Below are 20,481 nucleotides of genomic sequence, written 5' to 3'. Positions count from 1 at the left end.
TGCGCCGTGAAAACGGCGGGTTGCGGGCCGAACGAAACAAACCGAAATACGGCGATACGGGCGTGAAAGGACTCGCCGCACCGTGACGCGCACCATCAGGTCTCCTCTTCCAACCCCTGAAAGAAAGGCCTGCATCATGATCGTCAAGTCGTCTTTTTCCCTCGCCCAGCTCGTCGCTGTCGGTTCCTTCGCCATGCTCGCCGCCGCTGGCGCCAAGGCTGAAACCTACCAAGGCGTTCACGCCCCCGTGTCGGCCATGAGCCGTGCCGACGTCAGCGCCGAAGCCGTGCGCACTGCCGCCGCCCCTGATCAGAACGTCGTGCGTGGGTCGCGCGGCCCCGAGACCGTGGCCGTGTCGACCGAGCGCGCCCGCGTCGTCGCCGACGCCGTGCGCACCGCCGCCGCGCCCGACCAGAACGTGTCGTCCGGTTCGCGCGTGAACAGCAAGGTCATCTCGACCATGCAGAACCCCGTCGACGCGCGTGCCGCCGCCGCGCGCGACAGCGGCAACCGCCTCTGAGCCACTGCGGCGCATGCGTCGCCGCTGTCGCCTCGTCCATCACTGAAGCAGCCCCGCGCAGGGGCGCATGAAGGAGCACCCTTATGAAGCACTGGATCAAACGAACCCTGTTCGGATTCGCGGGCCTGGCCGTCGTGGCCGGCAGCATCGCCGGCTGTGCCGGTCACCGCCACGGCTGGGGCGGCGACAGCGCCGAGTTCCGCACCAAGATGGTCGAGCGCGTCGGCAGCAAGCTCGAGCTCGACGCCGCGCAGAAGCAGAAGCTCACCGTGCTCGCCGAGAAGCTGCAGGCGCAGCGCCAGGCCATGCGGGGTGCAGGCGGCTCGGGCGATCCGCGCTCGCAGTTCAAGGCACTGTTCGCGGGCAACACGCTCGACCAGTCCGGCGCCGCACGTCTCATCGAAGAGAAGACCGCCGTGGTGCGCACCGGCAGCCCCGAGGTCATCGCCGCCGCAGCCGATTTCTTCGATCACCTGAATCCCGCCCAGCAACAGAAGGTGCGCGACTTCATGGAGCGCGGCGGCCGTCGCTGGTCCCGTCATGGCTGAAATGGGCTCGCCCCCCGGCTTCGCGCGCTTCGTGTCGCTGCGCCGACCCGCTCTGCGGGAGCCGCAGCACCACGCTGCCTCCGTGGCGTTGCGCGAACCGGCAGCGCCAGCCGTGGACGGTGTGCGCACCGTGCTGCGCTTCGAAGGCGCGGTGGTGCTCGCGGTGGCACTGGTCGGCTATGCCCAGTTCGGCATGGGCTGGGGCGTGTTCGCGCTCTGGCTGCTCGCGCCCGACCTCTCGCTGCTGGGTTACCTCGCGGGGCCGCGCGTCGGTGCGGCGCTGTACAACGCGGCGCATGCGCTGATCGGGCCGGTGCTGCTGCTGGCGCTCGGCGTGTTCGCGGCGCAGCCGTGGGCGGTGGCCGGTGGCCTGATCTGGCTGGCCCGCGTCGGGCTCGACCATGCGCTGGGCTTCGGCCTCAAGTACGCGACCGGTTTTGCGTCCACCCACCTCGGCCGCATCGGCCGCGCCGATCCATGGTGATCGCGACCCTGCGGGTGCCGAAGCCCCGCCTGACCCGGACGGTGCGATGCCGGCCGGATTGATTGCAAGCCTTGCCATTCGCGCTCTCTTTGCCAGGAGGCACAATCCCGCCATGCCGCGCATCCTGCTGATCGACGACGACGAACACCTCGCCGCGCCGCTGACCACCTACTTCGCACGCTTCGGCTGCACGCTCGACAGCGCCACGCGCCCGAGCGAAGGCATTGCCAAGCTGCGTGCCGGGCACTACGACGCGGCCATCCTCGACGTCATGCTGCCCGAGATGGACGGCTTCGAACTGTGCCGCGAGATCCGCAAGGAAAGCGACATCCCCATCGTGATGCTCACCGCGCGCGGCGAGGTGATGGACCGCGTGGTCGGCCTCGAACTCGGCGCCGACGACTACGTGCCCAAGCCCTTCGAGCCGCGCGAACTCGTGGCGCGCGTGCAGACCATCCTGCGCCGCCAGCGCAGCGCGCCGGCGGCGGCTGCTGCCAACGCCCAGCTGCGCGTGTTCGACGGCCTCTCGATCGACCTCGACCGGCGCCAGGTCACGCGCCACGGCGAGCGCGTGGAGCTCACCGGCACCGAGTTCGATTTGCTCGCGCTTCTGGCCGGCGAGCCCGGCAAGGTGTTCAGCCGCGACGACATCCTCAACCGGCTGCGCGGCCACGAGGCCGAGCTCTTCACGCGCGCGGTCGACATCGTGGTGAGCCGGCTGCGCAAGAAACTCGAGCCGCTCGATTGCATCAAGACGCTGCGCAACGCCGGCTATGCGCTGGCCGTGGCGCCGGGCGAGTCTTCTTCATGAAGTTTTCCCGCAGGCGCGCAGGCGCCGTGCCCGCCGACGGCGAGGGCCTGTGCCCCGGCAAGGAGCGGCGCCGGCACTGGCACGCGCGCATGCACGCCCACATGCAGCAGCGCTGGCGCAGTTCGGTGCGCGTGCGGATCGTGATGATGTTCGTGGTGCTCGCGCTCGTGATGGCTGCGGTGTTCGTGGGCGGCATGAAGCGCTCGTTCTCCAGCACCTGGGCCGAGGCCGCGCAGCCGATGCTGACGGACTACGCCGACCGGCTGGTCACCGAACTCGGCACGCCGCCCGACACGGCGCGCGCGCAGGCGCTGGTCGACCGGCTGCCGATCACCATCCGCATCACCGGGCCGACCGTGAACTGGGAATCGAACCCCGGCGACGACATGCACGCACGCGGTGGCTGGTTCCGCGACCGCGACCGCGACGAGTCGATGTTCTCCACCGAGCGCTGGTTCGTGCGACCCACGGCCGACGGGCACAAGGTCATCTTCGGCTGGGCACCCCGGCTGTGGCAGCTCGCGCCGCGCGCGGCCGGCTGGACCACGCTGGGCGTGCTGCTGCTGCTCGTGGTGGTGGCCTACGGGCTGGTGAGCCGGCTGCTGCGTCCGCTCATCGACATCCGCGAGGGCGCGCAGCGCTTCGGCCGCGGCGAGTTCACGCAGCCGATTCCGATCCGCCGCAACGACGACCTGGGCGACCTTGCGCAGCGCGTCAACACCATGGCCAGCGACATCCAGGCCATGCTCGACGCCAAGCGCGGCCTGCTGCTGGCGCTGAGCCACGAGCTGCGCTCGCCGCTCACAAGGGCCCGGCTCAATGCCGAGCTGCTGCCCGCCACGCCCGAAGGCGAGGCCGAGCGCGAGGCGCTGCTGCGCGACCTCAACGAGATGCGCGACCTGATCAGCGACCTGCTCGAAAGCGAACGCCTCGCGAGCCCGCATGCCGCGCTGCAACGCGAGCCCGTCGACCTGGCGGTGCTGGTGCGCGAGATCGTGGCCGAGATGCCCGGCGCACAGGCCGTGCAGCTCGACCTCGCGGACGGCCTGCCGCCGCAGGCCGTCGACCGCATGCGCGTGCGCCTGATGGTGCGCAACCTGCTGGACAACGCGCTGCGCTACAGCGCTGGCGCGCCGCAGCCGCCGACCGTGACCCTGCGCGCGCCGGCCGATGGTGGTGCCGAGCTGGAGGTGCGCGACTTCGGTCCCGGCGTGGACGACGCGCAGCTCGAACGCCTGACCGAGCCCTTCTACCGCACCGACGGCGCGCGGGCGCGCGCCACGGGCGGTGTCGGCCTCGGCATGTACCTGTGCCGGCTCATCGCCGAAGCCCACGGCGGCCGGCTCACGGTGCGCAACGCGCACCCGGGGCTGCAGATCAGCGTGCGGTTCGGCTGACGCGCGGGGTGGCTGCCGCTTCGGCGGTCCATCCGCCGCCGAGCGCGTGGTACAGCGCCACGCTGGCCTGTAACCGTGCCTGCAGCAACTGTGCACGCGCGTCCTGCGCGGCGAACAGCGTGCGCTGCGCATCGAGCAGCGTGAGCAAGGTCTCGGCACCCGCGCGGTAGCGCGACTCGGCGAGCGTGCGTGCGCGTTCGGCCTGCGCCAGTTCCTCGTCTTGTGCCACCCGCTGCGTGTCCAGCGCGGCCACGGCCTCGAGCGCAGTCAGCGCATCGGTGAAAGCGGCCACGGTGGCGGCGCGGTAGTTCGCGAGCAGTTCCTCGCGCCGCGCGGCCGACAGGTCACGCGTCGCCGCGCGCCGGCCCCCATCGAAGATCGGCGCCGCGAGCGCTGCCGCGAGGCTGTACACCGGGTGGTCGAACAGCGTGCCGAAGCGCGGGCCCGCGGCCGCGAGGCCGGCGCTCAGCGTGAGCGTGGGGAACATCGCCGCGCGCGCCGCCGCCACGTCCGCATCGGCTGCGGCCAGGGCGGCTTCGGCGCGTGCGATGTCGGGCCGGCGCGCCAGCAGGTCGGCCGGCAGGCCCGCCTCGACCGAGGGCAGTGCGAGCTGCTGCAGGCTGGCGATGGCAATCGGCACCTCGCTGCCCGCCTGGCCGAGCCAGCGCGCCATGCGGACGTCCGCCGCACGCGACTGCTGGCGCAGCGTGGCGGCCGTGCGCCGCTGCGACGCGACGATGCCGCGCTGCTGTGCGAGTTCGAGCGGCGAGGCCGCGCCCGCGCGCGCACGGGCCTCGACCAGCTGCAGCAGCCGTTCGGCATCGTCCAGGCTGCGTCGCGCGATGGCCGTGCGCTCGCGCAGGCCCAGCGCCTCGAGCCAGGCCGCGCCCGCGCCCGCGCGCAGCGCGAGCCGCACCGCGTCGCGGTCGAAGGCGCTGGCCTGCAGCGAGGCGCCGGCGCTGTCGCGCTGCGCGCGCAGGCGGCCCCACAGGTCGACCTCGTAGCGCGCATCGAGCCCGAGCGCGCGGCGGTTGCCGCTCACGTTCGCATCGCCGCCGAGCCGGCCCTGGCGCTGCACATCGGCGGTCGCGGAAAGTTCAGGCCAGGCCGAGGCGCCGGTGATGCGCTCCTGCGCTTCGGCCTGGCGCAGGCGCGCTTCGGCGGCGTCGCCGTCGGGGTTGCCGGCATCGACCGCCGCAACGAAGGCCGGCAGCTCGGTATTGCCGAAGCCCGTCCACCACGGATCGGCGACGGGCGGTGTGCGCACAGGCGCATCGGTGGAAGGCGTCGCGCAGCCCGCGAGCAGCAGCGCTGCCAGGGCCAGCGCGGCGGGAGAGAAAAGGCGCGTCATGGCATTCATCATTCGGAAGACAGGGCCGCGACCGGGTCGAGCGCGGCGGCCTTGCGGGCCGGCATGAAGCCGAACACCAGGCCGGTGAGCACGGCGCAGCCGAAGGCGCCCGCGATGGCCGTGAGGGAAAAGATCACCGGCACGCCCGCCACCATGAGCGCGGCGCCGAACAGCAGCCCGCCCACCACGCCCGCGACGCCGCCGGTCACCGTGACCAGCACCGCTTCGACGAGGAACTGCCGCAGGATGTCGCGCTGGCGCGCGCCCGTGGCCATGCGGATGCCGATCTCGCGCGTGCGCTCGCGCACGGTCATGAGCATCACATTCATCACGCCGATGCCGCCGACCACCAGCGACACCGCCGCGATCAGCCCGAGCATCACGGTCATGGTGCGCTGGGTCTGCGCGCGCGCCTTGATCGACTCGGTCTGGTTGAACACCTGCACGTCGCGCACGTGGCGCTGCGCGGCCAGCACCTCGACGATTTCCGCCGCCGTCTCGGAGGCCTTGTCGACGTCGTGCACGGCCACCGCCACCCAGGTCGGATGGTTGCTGCCGTACAGCCGCGCGGCGGCGGTGGAGAAGGGCACGATCACGCGCTCGTCCTCGCTGGCCTGGCCGCCGCCCGCGCCCTTGGCGGCGAGCACGCCCAGCACGTCGAAAGGCACGTTGTCCAGGAGGATGCGCTGGCCCACGGGGTCGGTGCCGTCGGCGAACAGCGCGGCCTGCACGCGCTCGCCGATCACCGCGACCTTGGCCAGGCTCTGCTCGTCGCTCTCGTCGAAGAAGATGCCGCGCGCGGTCGGCCACTTCAGCGCCTGCTCGAAGTCGGTGGTGGCGCCGCCGCCCTCGGTGCGGTGGTCCACGTTGCCGCGCCGCGCCACCACGAAGCCCTCGATGTAGGGCATGGCCACGCGCACGTTGGGCAGGCGGCGGAGGGTGTCGACGTCGGCCAGCGTGAGCTTGCCGCCGCGCCCGCGCGCGCTGTCGGGAATGGCGGCCACGTACATCTTGTCGGCGCCGAACAGCGAGATCTGCTTCATCACCGCCTCCTGCGAGCCGGTGCCGACCGCGAGCATCACGATGACCGAGGCCACGCCGATCACGATGCCCAGCAGCGTGAGGCCGGTGCGAAAGCGATGGATCCACATCACGCGCCAGGCCGCGCGCAGCGCCTCGTGCAGCTCGGAGAGCAGGGCGCGCGGGGTGTCGGCTGCGTCGGCTGCGTCGGCTGTGTTCGCAGGGGAGGGCAAGGGAAGCGGCTCTGGCAGCGCTTCGGCGGGCGCACGCCCGCTGTCCGACACGATGCAGCCGTCGCGAATTTCGATCACGCGGCGCGCACGCTGCGCCACCTCGCGGTCGTGCGTGATGAGGATCACGGTGTGGCCGGCGGCGGCCATCTCGTCGAGCAGCGCCATCACCTCTTCGCCGCTGCGCGAGTCGAGCGCGCCGGTGGGCTCGTCGGCCAGCACGATGCGCCCGCCGTTCATGAGCGCGCGTGCGATCGACACGCGCTGCTGCTGGCCGCCCGACAGCTGGTGCGGCCGGTGGCCCAGCCGATCGCCCAGGCCCAGGCGCGTGAGCAGCCCGCGTGCGCGCGAGGCGCGCTCGGCGGGCGGCACGCCGGCGTAGATGGCGGGCATCTCGACGTTCTCCTGCGCCGACTCGGTGGAGATCAGGTGGTAGCCCTGGAACACGAAGCCGAAGGCCTCGCGCCGCAGCCGCGCGAGCGCGTCGGCGTCCATGCCGGCCACGTCCTGGCCGGCGAACAGGTAGCGCCCCTGCGTCGGCCGGTCGAGGCAGCCGAGCAGATTCATCAGCGTCGACTTGCCCGAGCCCGAACTGCCGACGATGGCGACGAACTCGCCCGCATGCAGTTCGAGCGTGATGCCGCGCAGCACCTCGACGGCCGGCGCGCCGTCGTGGCCGCCGTAGGACTTGCGCAGGTCGTGCAGCGCGATCAGCGGGGTCGTGACTGCATCGCTGGCACTCACAGCTGGAACTTCCGCGTGCCGCCGCCGGCCGCGCGCTCGCCGGTGATCAGGCGCTCGCCTTCGGCGAGGCCTTCGAGCACCTCGCCCGAGAGCCGGTCGCGCACGCCGATGCGCACCTCGCGCGGTGCGGGCTGGCCGTCGGGGCCGAGCACCCGCGCGGTGAAGCGCCCGCTCTGGCCCTTCACGGCCGTGAGCGCGGGCAGCGGCGCCACCACCACGTCGCGCGCCGAGGCGGCGACGAAGTTCACCTGCGCGGTCATCTGCGGCATCAGCTCGCCGTCGGCGTTGTCGACGTCGAACAGCACGGTGTAGAGCACGACCTTGCTGGCGGCCGGTGCCTGCGGCGCGTCGCCGCCGCCCTTGCCCGCGGGCACGGGCGGCGAGGGCAGCACCTGGCGCACGGTGCCTTCCCAGCGGCGGCGGTCGGCGCCGAGCGTGGTGAAGTACACGGCCATGTCGCGCTTCACGCGGCGCACGTCGGCTTCCGAGACCTCGGTCCACACCGTCATGCTCGACAGGTCGGCCACGCGCAGGATGTCGGGCGTCTGGTAGGTGGCGTTGAGCGTCTGGCCCTCGCGCGCCTGCACCGAGACCACGCTGCCGGCCATCGGCGCGTAGATGCGCGTGTAGCCCAGGCGTGCCTCGTCGGCCTTCAGCGTGGCCTGGGTCTGGGCGATCTGGGCTTCGAGGTGCGCGATCTTCGCGGCGGCCGAGGCCAGCGTGGCTTCGGCGGTCTGCACGTCTTCGGCGCGCGTGGCGCCCTCGGCGGCCATCTGCTGCTGGCGTGCGAACTGCTGGCGCGCCAGCCGGTGCTGCGCGTGCTGGTCGGCCAGTTGTGCGCGCAGGCCCGCGAGCGAGGCGCGGCCGGCGTCCACCGTGGCCTGCTGCACGCTGGGGTCGATCTCCACCATCAGCTGGCCCTTCTTCACCGGGTCGCCGGGCTGCACGTGCAGCCGCAGGATCTGGCCCGACACCTGCGCGCCCACGTCCACGTAACGGCGCGGCTGCAGCGTGCCGATGGCGGTCACGCTGCTTTCGATGTCGCCACGGCGCAGCACGGCGGTTTCCCAGCCGGGGTCGCGCGGGCTCGCCCAGACATAGGCCACGGCAGCGGCGGCCAAGGCCAGCGCCGCGAAGGCGGCGATGCGCAGGCGCGAGCCGGCGCGCGAACGGGAAGCGGGCGCCGTCACCGGGCGCCCTTGCGGAAGAAAACGAGGGTCATGCTGCTAAGACGTGCGAGACGCGGAAACGGGTAGCCCGCGCGGCACGCCTCCTGCGGAATGAGACGTTTCGGGGGACAGGACAAACTTTACAAATCTATAATGAGAATAACTCTCAATTGCGTCGCTGCCCGCGATGCCCCTTCACACCATGTCCCATCCGGAAGTCCGGCAGCTGTACGTCGACCACCAGGGCTGGCTGCGCAGCTGGTTGCTGGGCCGCCTGCGCTGCGGCTTCACCGCGGCCGATCTCACGCACGACACCTTTCTCAACCTCATCGAGCTGCCCCAGCAGCCGGTGCTGCGCCAGCCGCGCGCCTTCCTGCAGGTGGTGGCGAGCCGTTTGATGATCAATCGCTTTCGCCGCATGCAGGTCGAGGCCGAGGTGCTGCGCACCGTCGCGCTGATGGCCGAGGACGCCTGCGCGCCGAGCGCCGAAGACAGGGCCTGCGCGCGCGAGCTGCTGGGCCAGGTGCTCGCGCTCTTGGCGACCGAGCTCGACGTGAAGAGCCGCACCGCGTTCCTGATGGCGCGCGTCGAAGGGCGCTCGTACCGCGAGATCGCGGCCGAGCTGGGCGTGTCCGAGACGCGCGTGAAGCAATACCTCGCGAAGGTGCTGGCGCATTGCCACGGCCGCATGGCGGCGGTCGCGCCGGAGCCGGAAACTGCCGAAGCCCCGGCCCATGCCTGACGCGACTGCCGAGCGCCTCCGCCAGGAGGCGGCGCTCTGGGCCGTGACCCTCGCCGACGACGCAGTGGACGACGCCACGCGCGCCGCCTGCGACGCGTGGTGCGCGCTCGACGAACGCCATGCGCGGCTCTTGGCCGAGATGCGCCGCATGTGGGAATCGGTGACGCCCGACACCCCCGCGCCGCAGCCCGCGCGCCGCGGTCCGTCGCGTCAGATGCTGGGTGCGCTCGTGCTGCTGCCCTGCCTGCTCGTGGCGGGCGCTGCGATGCCGTGGCAGGCCTGGCTGGCCGACGAGCGCACCGGCGTCGGCGAGATCCGCCACCTGCGACTGGAAGACGGCAGCCGCGTGGCGCTGAACAGTGACTCGGCCATCGACATCGATTTCTCTGGCAGCGTGCGCCGCGTGCAGCTGCTGCGCGGCGAGGTCTTCGTCGAGGTCGCGCACGGCGACAAGCCTTTTGCCGTGGTCGACCGCGACGGCACCGCGCAGGCGCTGGGCACGCGCTACGCCGTGCGGCGCGAGGCGGACGACACCCTCGTCACCGTCACCGAATCGCGCGTGCGCGTGCAGCCGCTCGATGGCGGCGACGACCGCTGGGTCGATGTGCAGGCGGGGCAGCAGGTGCGCTTCGACCGCCGCGGCGTCACCACCGACACCGTGCCCGCCGCGCCCGGCGGCCTGGCCTGGCCGCAGGGCCGGCTGGTGTTCGACGACGCGCCGGTGGCCGAGGTGCTGCGCCAGCTCGGCCAGCACCGGCCCGGCCTGCTGCTGGCCGACGACGAGGCCCTGGGCGCGCTGCGCTTCACCGGCGTGCTGCCGATCCAGCAGAGCGACGCCGCGCTCGCGCTGCTCGCCAGCGCGCTGCCGAGCTTGCGGGTTTCGACCCTGTCGCCGTGGCTTGTGCGGGTGACCGCCACGGCACCGCCGTGACCGGGCCGTCGAACTTTTTCGCGCCCGCCGCTACCCGTTTCCCGTGCCCGCTTGTCATAGGTGGTGAAAAGAGATTCACCACACCATGACAGGACCTGCAGCAGACCCGACCGAGACCGCGCACGCTGGCGTGAAGCGTTGGCATCGCCTGCGCCGCGCTGTTGCGCTGGCGACCCTGGTGCTGCTCGCCGTGCCGGCTGCCGCGCAGACGCCCGCTGTTGATGCGGCCTTCGAGTGGCACCAGCCCGCGCAGCCGCTGAGCAGTGCCCTGACCGCGCTCGCCGTGCGCACGGGGCTGCTGCTCGGCGTCGATGCCGAGGTCGTGCGCGGCAAGCGCGCGCCCGCGCTGCAGGGCCGCTACACGGCGCGCGAGGCGCTGCTGCAGTTGCTCGAAGGCAGCGGCCTTGAAGCGGTGCGTGGTGCGTCCGGTGGTTATGCACTGCGCGTCGCGGCGCAGCGCTCATCGGGCCCGAAGCCGCAGGCCGAAGCACCCGCGGCGGGCGGTGCGCTCAACGAGGTCACGGTCACCGGCGGGCGCGACACCGGCACCGTCACCGAAGGCACCGGCTCCTACACCACCGACGGCGCGCTCGGGACCGCGACGCGGCTCGAACTCACGTTGCGCGAGACGCCGCAATCCGTCAGCGTGCTCACGCGCGACCGCATTGATGACCAGGGCCTGAGCCAGATCAGCGACGTGCTGCGCCAGACGCCCGGCCTGAGCTTCGTGCAGAGCGGCAACGCCGGCACCGACGCCAACGCCGTCTACTCGCGCGGCTTCGAGGTCGAGAACTACCAGATCGACGGCATTCCGCAAGCCGGCACCTGGCTGCTGCAGACGGGCGACCTGGCCTTCTACGACCGCGTCGAGGTGGTGCGCGGCGCCACCGGTTTGCTCAACGGCGTGGGCACGCCGGCGGCCACCGTCAACCTCGTGCGCAAGCGTCCGGGCAACGCGCTGCAGGCGAGCGCCTCGTTCAGCGCGGGCACCTGGAACCGCCAGCGCGCCGAGCTCGACATCGGCGGGCCCGTCACCGCCGACGGCCGCGTGCGTGCGCGCGTGGTCGCGGCTGTTCAAGATGGCGACTCATGGATCGAGCGCCACCACGAGAACAAACGCCTGTTCTACGGCATCGTCGAGGCCGACCTCACGCGCACCACGCGCCTGAGCGCCGGCTTCGAACTGCAGCGGCACGACAACGACGGCGTGGCACGCGCCGGCCTGCCGCTGTTTTTCAGCGACGGCACCGAGGCCGACTACGGCCGCTCGCGCAGCGCCGCCGCGCGCTGGGCCCATTCGTACCAGGACCAGCGCCAGTACTTCGCCGCGCTCGACCACCGCTTCGACAACGGCTGGGCCGTGCACGCCGCCTTCAACCGCTCGCGCCGCGCCTACGACGACGTCATCGGCTACGCGCTGCGCGGCTATATGAACCGCGCCACCGGTGCGGGGCTCGGCCTGTGGACCCACCGCTGGAACGCGGTGCCGGTGCAGAACGCGCTCGACCTGTACGCGAGCGGCCCCTTCGAACTTTTCGGCCGGCGCCACGAGCTGGTGCTGGGCTACAACGCCTCGCGCACGCACAGCGACGCGCCGCTGTACGCGGGCTGGAACGTGGCGGGCTTCGATCCGTGGCTGGCGAACTTCAACAGCTGGACCGGCGACCTGCCGGCCCTACCGCATCAGCCCGTGACCGGTCGGCAGGACACATCCACGCGCCAGACCGGCGCCTATGCCACGGTGCGGTTGCGGCCGACCGATGCGCTCTCGGTGATCGTCGGCGCACGCGTGAGCGACTGGAAAGACGTGACGCGCAGCTTCCCTTTGCAGCGCGCCGCCACCGTCACCGCGCGCAGCGAGAAGGGCGTCGTCACGCCGTACGCGGGCGTGGTGTTCGACCTCGACAAGCACTGGTCGGCCTACGCCAGCTACACCAGCATCTTCAAGCCGCAGGCCAGCAAGGACCGCAGCGGCACCTACCTCGACCCGCTCGAAGGCCACGCCTACGAAGCCGGCGTGAAGGGCGCGTTCTACAGCGACCGGCTCAACCTCAGCGCCGCCATGTTCCAGGTGAAGCAGGACAACCTCGCCGTGCGCCTGGACAACGAATTCGCGCCCGACGGCTCGGCCGCCTACCGCGCGGCCAAGGGCACGACCACGCGCGGCTACGAATTTGAAATCGCCGGCGAGCTGCTGCCCGGTTGGCAGGTCGGCGGCGGCTTTGCGCACAGCGTGGCGCGCGACGCGGCCGGCCAACGCCTGAACACGCAGGTGCCCAAGAACCTGCTGAAGCTCTTCACCAGCTACCGCATTGCGAGCATCGGCAACGGCCTCACGGTGGGCGGCGGCCTGAACTGGCAGAGCGACACCTACAGCACCGGCCTCGGCCCCTCGGGCCACGCGCGCTTCACGCAGCAGGCCTACACCACGCTCGACCTCATGGCGCGCTACCCGATCAACAAGCACCTCGCCGTGTCGGTGGCGCTGAACAACGTCTTCGACACGCGCTACCGCACGAGCACCAGCAGCAGCTTCTACGGCGCCCCGCGCCACCTGCTCGTGACCTTGCGCGGCACCTACTGACGCACTGATTTTTTTCTCCGCAGCCAGGTCGCTGCCGGCCCCTTCGCGGTCGGGTGTGCGTCGCTAGCCATCTCCTGCCAACGGGCGTTGCCGATCTCACGGGTCGGGCCGTCCCCTTTCTTCATGCCATGAACCAGCATTCGTTTTCACGCGCCCGCTTCCGGCGGTCTCCCGTGGCCCTTGTCGCCCTGCTTTGCTGCGGCGTTGTCAGCGCGCAGCAGCAGCAACAGCCCGCCGCCAGCGGTGCGGCACTGTCCGAAGTCACCGTGTCGGGCGACCGCAGCGGCCGCACCGAGGGCAGCCGCTCCTACACGGCCGAGCAGGCCTCCACCGCGACCCGCATGGACCTGTCGATCCGCGAGACGCCGCAGTCGGTGACCGTGATCACGCGCGAGCGCATGGACGACCTGGGCAGCGCCCGCATCGACGACGTGCTGGGCCAGACCACCGGCATCATGGTCGGGCAGGCCGACAGCGAGCGCGTGAACTACGCGGCGCGCGGTTTTTCGATCAACAACTTCCAGATCGACGGCATGCCGCGCGGCCCGAACTCGCCGCTGTCCGACACCGTGCTGTACGACCGCATCGAGGTCATCCGCGGCGCCACCGGCCTCATGGGCGGCACGGGCGATCCGTCGGCCACCATCAACTCGGTGCGCAAGCGCCCCACGCGCGAATTCCAGGGCAGCGCCTCGCTCACCTACGGGCGCTGGAACCACAAGCGCGCCGAGGTCGACCTGTCGGGGCCGCTCACCGCCGACGGCCGCATCCGCGCGCGCACCGCGCTGGCCTGGCAGGACCGCGACTCCTACATGGACATGTACCACGAGCGAAAGACCGTGGGCATGGTGATCGTCGAAGCCGACCTCACGCGCTCCACCTTGCTCACCGCAGGCGTCGACTTCCAGGACAACAAGCCCACGGGCGCGACCTGGGGTGCCGTGCCGTACTGGAACCACGACGGCTCGCTGGCCAATCTGCCGCGCAACACCAGCCTCAGCACACCGTGGAGCACCTGGGCCAACAAGCAGCACACGACTTTTGTCTCGCTGCAGCACCGCTTCGACAACGACTGGAAGGTGCACCTGGGCTATGCGCGCACCACCAGCGCCAACAACACCACCGTGGCTTATGGCGGTGGCGGCTACCCCAACCGCTTCACCGGCGCAGGGATGTCGCTGTGGAGCGGCAACTACGGCGAAGGCAAGTATGTCAACGACAACTTCGACCTGTACGCGACGGGCCCCTTCAGCCTGTTCGGGCGGCGCCACACCTTCATCGCCGGATGGAACGGCGGCAACCAGACCTACACCACGCAGGGCGGGCGATCGATCGTGCCGTTCTCGCTGTCGATTCCCGACTACCGCACGTGGACCGGCAACATCCCGCGCCCCATCTTCCTGGTCGACGGCTCGAAGACCGTGGGCTTCACGCAGCTCAACGGCGGCTACGCGGCGGGCCGCTTCAGCATCACCGACCCGCTGAGCGTGATCGTCGGCGCGCGCGTGAGCAACTACCGCAGCTACACGCACGCCTACAACACGGTGCAGCAGTACACGCGCACCACGGGCAAGTCGGAGTCGAAGGACGAGGTCACGCCGTATGTCGGCGTGGTCTACGACCTGGACAAGCACCACTCGCTGTATGGCAGCTACACCACGCTGTTCCGCCCGCAGACCTCGAAGGACCGCAACGACCAGTACCTCACGCCGGAGACCGGCACCAGCGCCGAGCTGGGCCTGAAGGGCGAGTACTTCGGCGGCGCGCTCAATGCGTCGGCCGCCGTGTTCCAGGTCAAGAAGAAGAACCTCGCCGAACTCGACCGCAGCGTGTCCGCCGGCTTCCGCCTGCCCGACGGCGGCCAGGCCTACGTGGCCAGCGGCGACGGCGTGACCGCGCGCGGCCTCGAGTTCGACGTGTCGGGCCAGATCACGCCCGACTGGAACGTGACCGCCGGCTACACCTACCTCGATGCGAAGACCGCCAAGGGCGCGCGCGCCGTGCCCAACCAGCCCAAGCACCTGCTGCGCTTTGCGACCGCCTACCGCTTCGGCGGCGCCTGGCGCGGCCTGAAGGTCGGCGGCGACATGACGGCGCAAAGCGGCATCTACGGCGAGTCGTGGTACGGCCAGCCGCCGCTGTTCAGCATGAAGGACCCGCTGCCGCGCATCTCGCAGAAGTCGTACGCGGTGTTCAGCCTCATGGCCAGCTACGAGATCCACAAGAACCTCACGGCGCAGCTGAACATCCGCAACGTCTTCGACAAGAAGTACTACCGCAACGTGGGCTTCTACGACAGCGTGTTCTGGGGCGAGCCGCGCAACGTGAGCGTCACCCTGCGCGCCAAGTTCTGAACACCCCGCCTTCCATTCCGTCTCAACCATGCCATCAACCAACCTAGGAGCATCGACCATGAAGAAACCCCTGTTCTCCCTTGCCACCCTCGCGGCGGCCGCGTTCGTTTTCTCGGGCGCCGCGCACGCCCACTTCGTCTGGCTCGAACCCGCCGCGGGCGGCGAGGCCAAGGCCTACTTCGGCGAATGGGCCGAAGACCTGCGCGAGACCGAGTCGGGTCACCTGAAGCTGGTCAGTGCGCCGCGCGGCATTGCGGCCGACGGCAAGGAGACGCCCGCTACGCGCCATGCCGATCACTTCGTGGTCAAGGCTGACGCCAGCGGCGACGCGCGCCTCGTGGGCGCCTACGTCAGCGACAAGGGCGTGGCGAGCCTCTACCAGGCACGCACCGGCCGCACCGAGACCGTCGCGCGCCACACGCTCGAGCTCGTGCCGCAGGCCGCCAACAGCAACAGCTTCACGCTGCTGCTCGCGGGCAAGCCCCTGCCCAAGGCCGAAGTGGTCGTGTTCGGCCCGCCCAAGTGGGAGAAGAAGTTCACCACCGACGACGCCGGCAAGGTCACGCTGCAGACGCCCTGGCCCGGCCAATACGTGGTCGAGGTGAACCACACCGACAAGGACGGCAAGGGCACCTGGGACGGCAAGCCCTACACGCAGACGCGCCACGTCGCCACGCTGAGCTTCGTCGTCCGGTGAGGGCGGGGCTTCCGGCGCGGAGGTGCTTGCAATGAGCACCTTCGCGCTGGTGTGCGCCCTGTTCGCGTCGGCGCTCGGCGGCTTCGTCACGCTGAGCCTGGCGATGGATCGGCATTACGAAGACGCCCACGGGCGCGGCCACACGCCGGGCCCGTCGCGGCCCTGGCAGCAGCTGGGTGGGGCGGCGCTGCTCCTCCTTTCGCTGGTCGCCGCGCTGCGCCTGCGCGGGCTGGCCATGGGCTGGGTGCTGTGGCTGGGCGCGCTCACGGCCGCCGCGCTCGTGGTGGTCGGCCTCGTGAGTTACCGGCCCGCCTGGGCGCGGCGCATCGGCGCCGTGGCCTCGGTGCTGGGCGTCGCCACGGCGGCGGTGTACGGGCTGCTCCTGCTTCCATAGCAGGGCCGCGGAAGGGGCCCGGCGGGCTGTCGCCTGCGCTACGCGCGGGGCCTTGCCCCGCGACTACGATGCGCCTGCATCGCCGACGCCCGGCACATCCACGTCAAGGAGACAGACACCATGAGCAGCCCCCTCACCAACCACCAGGTCCGTCTTGCCAAGCGCCCCGAGGGGACGGCCACGCGCGAGCACTGGCGTTTCAGCACCGAGCCTGTGGCCCAGCCCGACGAAGGCGGCGTGCTGGTCAAGACGCTGTCGCTGTCGCTCGACCCCGCCATGCGCGGCTGGCTCAACGACGCCAAGAGCTACATCCCGCCCGTGGCCATCGACGAGGTGATGCGCGCCGGCGGCATCGGCCGCGTGGTGGCCTCGAAGAACTCGCAGTTCGCCGTGGGCGACACCGTGTACGGCACGCTCGGCGTGCAGGAATACATGCTCGTGCCGCAAGACCAGATCAAGCGCAACGGCCTCGTGAAGATCGACCTGCGCGTGGGCACCATCACCCAGTGGCTCAACGTGCTGGGCATGCCCGGCATGACCGGCTACTTCGGCCTGATGGACGTGGGCATGCCCCAGGCAGGCGAAACCGTCGTCGTCTCGGGCGCAGCCGGCGCCGTGGGCCAGACCGTCGGCCAGCTCGCCAAGATCAAGGGCTGCCGCGTGGTCGGCATCGCCGGCGGCGCCGCCAAGTGCGACTGGGTCGTGAAAGAGTTGGGCTTTGATGCCTGCATCGACTACAAGGCCGGCGCGGGCGCCGTGCGCGAAGGCCTCAAGGCCCACTGCCCGAAGGGCGTGGACATCTACTTCGACAACGTCGGCGGCGACATCCTGGATGCGGTGCTGGCACGCCTGGCGCGCAAGGCCCGCGTGATCATCTGCGGCGCCATCAGCCAGTACAACAACGCCAACAGCATGCCGGCCGCCGGCCCGAAGAACTACCTGAGCCTGCTCGTGAACCGCGCGCGCATGGAAGGCATCGTGGTGTTCGACTACGCCGACCGCTACCCCATCGCCATCGCCGAGATGGCCGGCTACCTGAAGGACGGCCGCATGAAGAGCAAGGAAGACATCGTGAAGGGGCTCGACACCTTCCCCGAGTCGCTCAACAAGCTGTTCGCGGGGGAGAACTTCGGCAAGCTGGTCCTCCAGGTCGCCGAGGAGTAACTGAAAGGGGCGCCGCGGCGCCCCGAACCTCAATCGTCGACAGGCCGCATCGGAATATCCCCCATCGCATCGTCCTCCCGCAGCCCGCGTGCGGCCTTCAGCAGTTCGATGGAGAGGCCGTCGCCATGGCCTGCGAAGCCCTGGGCGATGCCTTCGAGCACGGTCGACAGGTTGGTGTCGCCGTCGGTGCGGGCGTCCATGCTGATGTTCAGGACCCGCGCCGCCATCTGCCGGTAGGTGACGGCGCCTGCGCCCTCCAGCGCGGCCACCAGGTCGAGGTACAGCGCCAGGTTCATGTCGAACACCAGCTTGGGCGTGATCTCGAAATCCTCGGTCTTTTTGTTCTTCTGATCCATGGGGGTGACTCCTTTTTCCTGAGCCTCCACTCTAGCCACAAAAAACGACAAGCTCTGTCCGGCATCGCCCTGATTTGTCTCATTTCGCACGCGTGCCCATCACGGCGGCCGAGATGATGAGTGCCGCCGCCAGCGCGATGCTGGCCGTGAGTGCCCGGCCGGTCACGGCCAGCAGCAGCGCGGTGGAGGCCAGCGGCGTGAGGTAGCTGAGGATGCCGATCTGCCGCGCATCGCCGCGCTTGAGCGCCATGTCCCACACGAAGAAGGCCGCGCCCAAGGGGCCGAGGCCGCACAGCGCGACCAGCAGCCAGTCTTTGGCCGACAGCGGCACCGACGGCTCCAGCAGCGCATGGCAGGCCAGCGAGAGCATGCCCGACACCAGGCCGAACAGGCCGATGGCCGAGGTCGGGAAGGGCGTGACGCGCTTCGTCCACAGCGAATAGCTGGCCCAGATGAAGGCCGAGCCGGCCGCGGGCAGGAAGCCCCAGTACGTGGCGGGCGCACCCGGAAGCGCAGCGCCACCGCTGCGCGCACCGAGGATCGCGATGGCCGCGCCTGCGAAGCCCAGCAGCGCCGCCACCACGTGCAGCGGGCGCAGTGACACGCCCGGCAGCAGCACCGGCGCGAGCACCACCATGAGCAGCGGCCAGAGGTAGTTCACGAGGTTGGCCTCGACCGGCGGCGCGTGCCGCAGCGCGATGAACAGCAGGAAGTGAAAACCGAAGAGGCCGTACACCCCGAGCGCCAGCGTGCGCGGCGGCACGCGCCATGCACGGCGGTCGCGCAGCACCAGCGGCCAGCTCGGCACGCTGCCGATGATCAGCGCCAGCCCGGTCAGCAAGAACGGCGGCAGGTGCGACAGCGCGGTGCCGAAGGCGGCGAGCGTGGCCCACAGCGCGATGGCGAGCAGGGCGTAGAAGGTGGCGGGCATGGAGCCGAGGCTACGTGAGGCGGTCGTCGCGCGATGACTGCACATCGTCGCGCAACGACGGTCTGGTGTTGCACCTTCCCCCGCTGGGGGAAGGTGGGGATGGGGGCAGGCCTTCGATGAGGCGCCGCGCTTTTTTCGGAGGCCGTCGTGCCCCCACCCCTGCCCTCCCCCAGCGGGGGAGGGAGACATGCAAAGACAAAGTCAGCGGCGCAGTGCGGCGGTCAGCGCCGACGGCGACCGGTAGCCCGTGCGGCGCGCCGTCTCGGCCACGCTCAGGCCTTCGAGCCGCAGCTCGCGCGCGTGGGCCAGCCGCAGCGTGCGCAGCCAGAGCATCGCGCTCTGGCCCTGTTCCTCGCGGCAGCGCTGTGCGAACTGGCTGGGGCTCAGGCAGGCGACCTCGGCGAGGTCGGCGACGCCCAGCGGCCGGTGCCAGTTCGCCTGGGCCCAGGCTGCGAGGGCCGGCCAATCGATGCGGCGGCGGCGCGTGTCCGCGACCGAAGGGGCGACAACGCCCCAGGCCTCGAGCAGCAGGGCCGGGCCGTGCTGCAGGGCGAGGGCCGCGTGCTGCGGCTGCTGCAGGCAGTGCGCAAGGTAGCGGGCCAGCGCGTGCAATCGGGGCGCGTCGGACGGCGGCTGTTCGACACAGCGCGCCCACGGGGCATGCGGCGTGTCGAGCACCAGGCAGACGCTGCCGCCGCGCCGGGCTTCGAAGTCGTGACGGTCGCCGGGTGCGACCACCTGGGCCTGGCCCGTGCCGATGCCCGAGCCGCGGCCTTCGACTTCGATCTCGAGCACGCCGTCGAGCCCGAGCAGCACCTGGAAGTGGTCGTGCGCGTGGCTGCCGCGAGACTGGGTGTAGTCGCGCAGCGAGAGGACAGGAGCGGGTGTGTGCATGGCGGGAGCGATTGTCCGCGCCGCCCCGCCGCCTGTCATCACCCCAGCCGCAGCAGCAGCGCCGAGGCCGCGCACACCAGCAGGAAGGGAATGCTGATGCGGTGGAACTCGCGCAGCCCGTGCGGCAGTTTGGCCAGCCGCAGCGCAATGAGGTTGGCCAGCGAGCCCAGCACGCAGCCGAAGCCGCCCACGCTCACGCCGGCCGCCAGTGCGGGCAGGTCGTGCACGTAGCGGTCGAGCAGGATCGCCGCCGGCACATTGCTGATGATCTGCGAGGCCGCAATGGCCGCGAGGTAGGCACGCCAGCCTTCGGCGATCGGCCAGTGGCCCAGCAGCCCCGCCACGGCGGGCAGCTCGGCGGCCTGGCGCAGGTCGACGAACATCAGCGCAATGATCGCCAGCAGCGCCCAGTCGATGCCGCGCAGCACGCGCGGGTAGGTGAGCAGCAGCACGCCGAACACCACGCCCAGGCCGGGCAGCAGCCAGTGGCGGTCGAGCGCGACCACGAAGCCGACGAACAGCACGCCGGCCAGCGCCAGCAGGCGCGGCTGCACGGGCGCGGCCTCGGTCTCCTCGCGCAGCGCGATCGGCGTGCGCGGCACCAGCCACCACACGGCGACGAACAGCCAGAACCCCATGATCGCCACGGTCGGGCCCATCATGGCCATGAAGCCGAAGAAACTCTCGCCCGAGCGGTGCCACAGGTACAGGTTCTGCGGGTTGCCGATGGGCGTGAGCGCCGAGCCCGCATTGACGGCCAGCGCCTGCAGCACCACCAGCCGCGCCAGCGGCAGGTGTGCCTGCACGGCCAGCACGCGCGTGAGCGGCACCAGCAGGAACAGGCTCACGTCGTTGGTCACCAGCGCCGACAGCAGCGCGGCCGTGGCCGTGAGCGCCATGGCCAGGCCGCGCTCGCTGTGCGTGTGCGCCAGCAGGCGCCGCGCGGCGGCCTGCAGCATGCCGCTCTTCTCGACGCCCTGCGTGATGGCGAGCAGGCCCGCGAGCGCGCCCACGGTCTGCCAGTCGACCAGCTGCAGCCAGTCCATCGGCGCGCGCGGGCGCACGAAGGCGAACACGACGGCGACGGCCACCAGCACCCACAGCAGGCCGTTGCCGCCGCCTTGTTCCGGCGGCGCGGTGTCGGTGCTTGCGGCGCTCAC

At 71.1% G+C, this 20,481-nt stretch carries 19 protein-coding genes; 12 read left to right on the top strand and 7 right to left on the bottom strand.

Annotation, left to right across the window (positions count from 1 at the left end; all coding sequences use genetic code 11):
• Positions 1-136: 136 nt before the first annotated feature.
• From CY658_RS31310 to CY658_RS31290, 5 genes are all read left to right on the top strand, one after another.
• The gene (locus CY658_RS31310) at positions 137-520 is read left to right on the top strand and encodes a DUF4148 domain-containing protein (protein ID WP_101493870.1); all 384 of its coding nucleotides are present in this window, start codon (positions 137-139) and stop codon (positions 518-520) included.
• An 83-nt stretch (positions 521-603) separates the two neighbouring features.
• Positions 604-1,068 (top strand): Spy/CpxP family protein refolding chaperone, encoded by a 465-nt coding sequence (locus CY658_RS31305; RefSeq protein ID WP_101493869.1) that lies wholly within the window; start codon positions 604-606, stop codon positions 1,066-1,068.
• Entirely contained in the window at positions 1,061-1,552 is a 492-nt protein-coding gene (locus tag CY658_RS31300) for a DUF4260 domain-containing protein (RefSeq protein WP_101493868.1), read from the top strand. Before CY658_RS31305 ends, CY658_RS31300 begins: the two co-directional genes overlap by 8 nt.
• Positions 1,553-1,664: 112 nt before the next feature.
• A complete protein-coding gene (locus CY658_RS31295) occupies positions 1,665-2,363 on the top strand; it encodes a response regulator transcription factor (protein ID WP_101493867.1) in 699 nt (232 codons plus the stop codon).
• Positions 2,364-2,452: 89 nt separating this feature from the next.
• A complete protein-coding gene (locus CY658_RS31290; RefSeq protein ID WP_257885039.1) occupies positions 2,453-3,760 on the top strand; it encodes a sensor histidine kinase in 1,308 nt (435 codons plus the stop codon).
• On the opposite strand, the gene CY658_RS31285 is transcribed toward CY658_RS31290, so the two are convergent.
• From CY658_RS31285 to CY658_RS31275, 3 genes are read right to left on the bottom strand one after another with little or no spacing between them, the layout of a single operon-like run.
• A complete protein-coding gene (locus tag CY658_RS31285; protein ID WP_101493865.1) occupies positions 3,741-5,111 on the bottom strand; it encodes an efflux transporter outer membrane subunit in 1,371 nt (456 codons plus the stop codon). The genes CY658_RS31290 and CY658_RS31285 overlap by 20 nt on opposite strands.
• A gap of 8 nt (positions 5,112-5,119) precedes the next feature.
• Entirely contained in the window at positions 5,120-7,105 is a 1,986-nt protein-coding gene (locus CY658_RS31280) for a MacB family efflux pump subunit (protein WP_257885038.1), read from the bottom strand.
• Positions 7,102-8,295 (bottom strand): efflux RND transporter periplasmic adaptor subunit, encoded by a 1,194-nt coding sequence (locus CY658_RS31275; protein ID WP_374221147.1) that lies wholly within the window; start codon positions 8,293-8,295, stop codon positions 7,102-7,104. Before CY658_RS31275 ends, CY658_RS31280 begins: the two co-directional genes overlap by 4 nt.
• 181 nt (positions 8,296-8,476) lie before the next feature.
• Between CY658_RS31275 and CY658_RS31270 the strand changes: the two genes are divergently transcribed.
• The 7 genes from CY658_RS31270 to CY658_RS31240 all read left to right on the top strand — a co-directional run bounded on the left by CY658_RS31270 (position 8,477) and on the right by CY658_RS31240 (position 17,140).
• Positions 8,477-9,016: a sigma-70 family RNA polymerase sigma factor gene (locus CY658_RS31270; protein WP_180839096.1), complete on the top strand. Its 540-nt coding sequence runs from the start codon at positions 8,477-8,479 to the stop codon at positions 9,014-9,016.
• Positions 9,009-9,947, top strand: a complete 939-nt coding sequence (locus CY658_RS31265; protein ID WP_101493863.1) for a FecR family protein — start codon at positions 9,009-9,011, stop codon at positions 9,945-9,947. Before CY658_RS31270 ends, CY658_RS31265 begins: the two co-directional genes overlap by 8 nt.
• A gap of 85 nt (positions 9,948-10,032) precedes the next feature.
• Positions 10,033-12,531 (top strand): TonB-dependent siderophore receptor, encoded by a 2,499-nt coding sequence (locus CY658_RS31260; protein ID WP_101493862.1) that lies wholly within the window; start codon positions 10,033-10,035, stop codon positions 12,529-12,531.
• Between the two features lie 173 nt (positions 12,532-12,704).
• A complete protein-coding gene (locus tag CY658_RS31255; RefSeq protein WP_180839095.1) occupies positions 12,705-14,885 on the top strand; it encodes a TonB-dependent siderophore receptor in 2,181 nt (726 codons plus the stop codon).
• A 58-nt stretch (positions 14,886-14,943) separates the two neighbouring features.
• Entirely contained in the window at positions 14,944-15,582 is a 639-nt protein-coding gene (locus CY658_RS31250) for a DUF4198 domain-containing protein (RefSeq protein WP_101493860.1), read from the top strand.
• A gap of 31 nt (positions 15,583-15,613) precedes the next feature.
• Positions 15,614-15,976, top strand: coding sequence for a DUF3325 domain-containing protein (locus CY658_RS31245; RefSeq protein ID WP_101493859.1), 363 nt, complete (start codon positions 15,614-15,616; stop codon positions 15,974-15,976).
• 120 nt (positions 15,977-16,096) lie between these two features.
• Positions 16,097-17,140 (top strand): NADP-dependent oxidoreductase, encoded by a 1,044-nt coding sequence (locus CY658_RS31240; protein ID WP_101493858.1) that lies wholly within the window; start codon positions 16,097-16,099, stop codon positions 17,138-17,140.
• A gap of 29 nt (positions 17,141-17,169) precedes the next feature.
• Here CY658_RS31240 and CY658_RS31235 read toward each other — a convergent pair whose 3' ends face one another.
• The 4 genes from CY658_RS31235 to CY658_RS31220 form a co-directional block, all read right to left on the bottom strand.
• Positions 17,170-17,496: a hypothetical protein gene (locus tag CY658_RS31235; protein ID WP_101493857.1), complete on the bottom strand. Its 327-nt coding sequence runs from the start codon at positions 17,494-17,496 to the stop codon at positions 17,170-17,172.
• 79 nt (positions 17,497-17,575) lie between these two features.
• Entirely contained in the window at positions 17,576-18,427 is an 852-nt protein-coding gene (locus CY658_RS31230; RefSeq protein ID WP_101493856.1) for a DMT family transporter, read from the bottom strand.
• A 201-nt stretch (positions 18,428-18,628) separates the two neighbouring features.
• The gene (locus CY658_RS31225; protein WP_101493855.1) at positions 18,629-19,321 is read right to left on the bottom strand and encodes a helix-turn-helix domain-containing protein; all 693 of its coding nucleotides are present in this window, start codon (positions 19,319-19,321) and stop codon (positions 18,629-18,631) included.
• Positions 19,322-19,359: 38 nt separating this feature from the next.
• Positions 19,360-20,481 (bottom strand): SLC13 family permease, encoded by a 1,122-nt coding sequence (locus tag CY658_RS31220; protein ID WP_257885037.1) that lies wholly within the window; start codon positions 20,479-20,481, stop codon positions 19,360-19,362.

The sequence above is a fragment of the Variovorax sp. RO1 genome (assembly GCF_002849325.1).
Classification (GTDB): Bacteria; Pseudomonadota; Gammaproteobacteria; order Burkholderiales; family Burkholderiaceae_C; genus Variovorax.
Note: the sequence above shows the minus strand (reverse complement) of the source record. Positions and strands in the feature narration are given on the sequence as shown.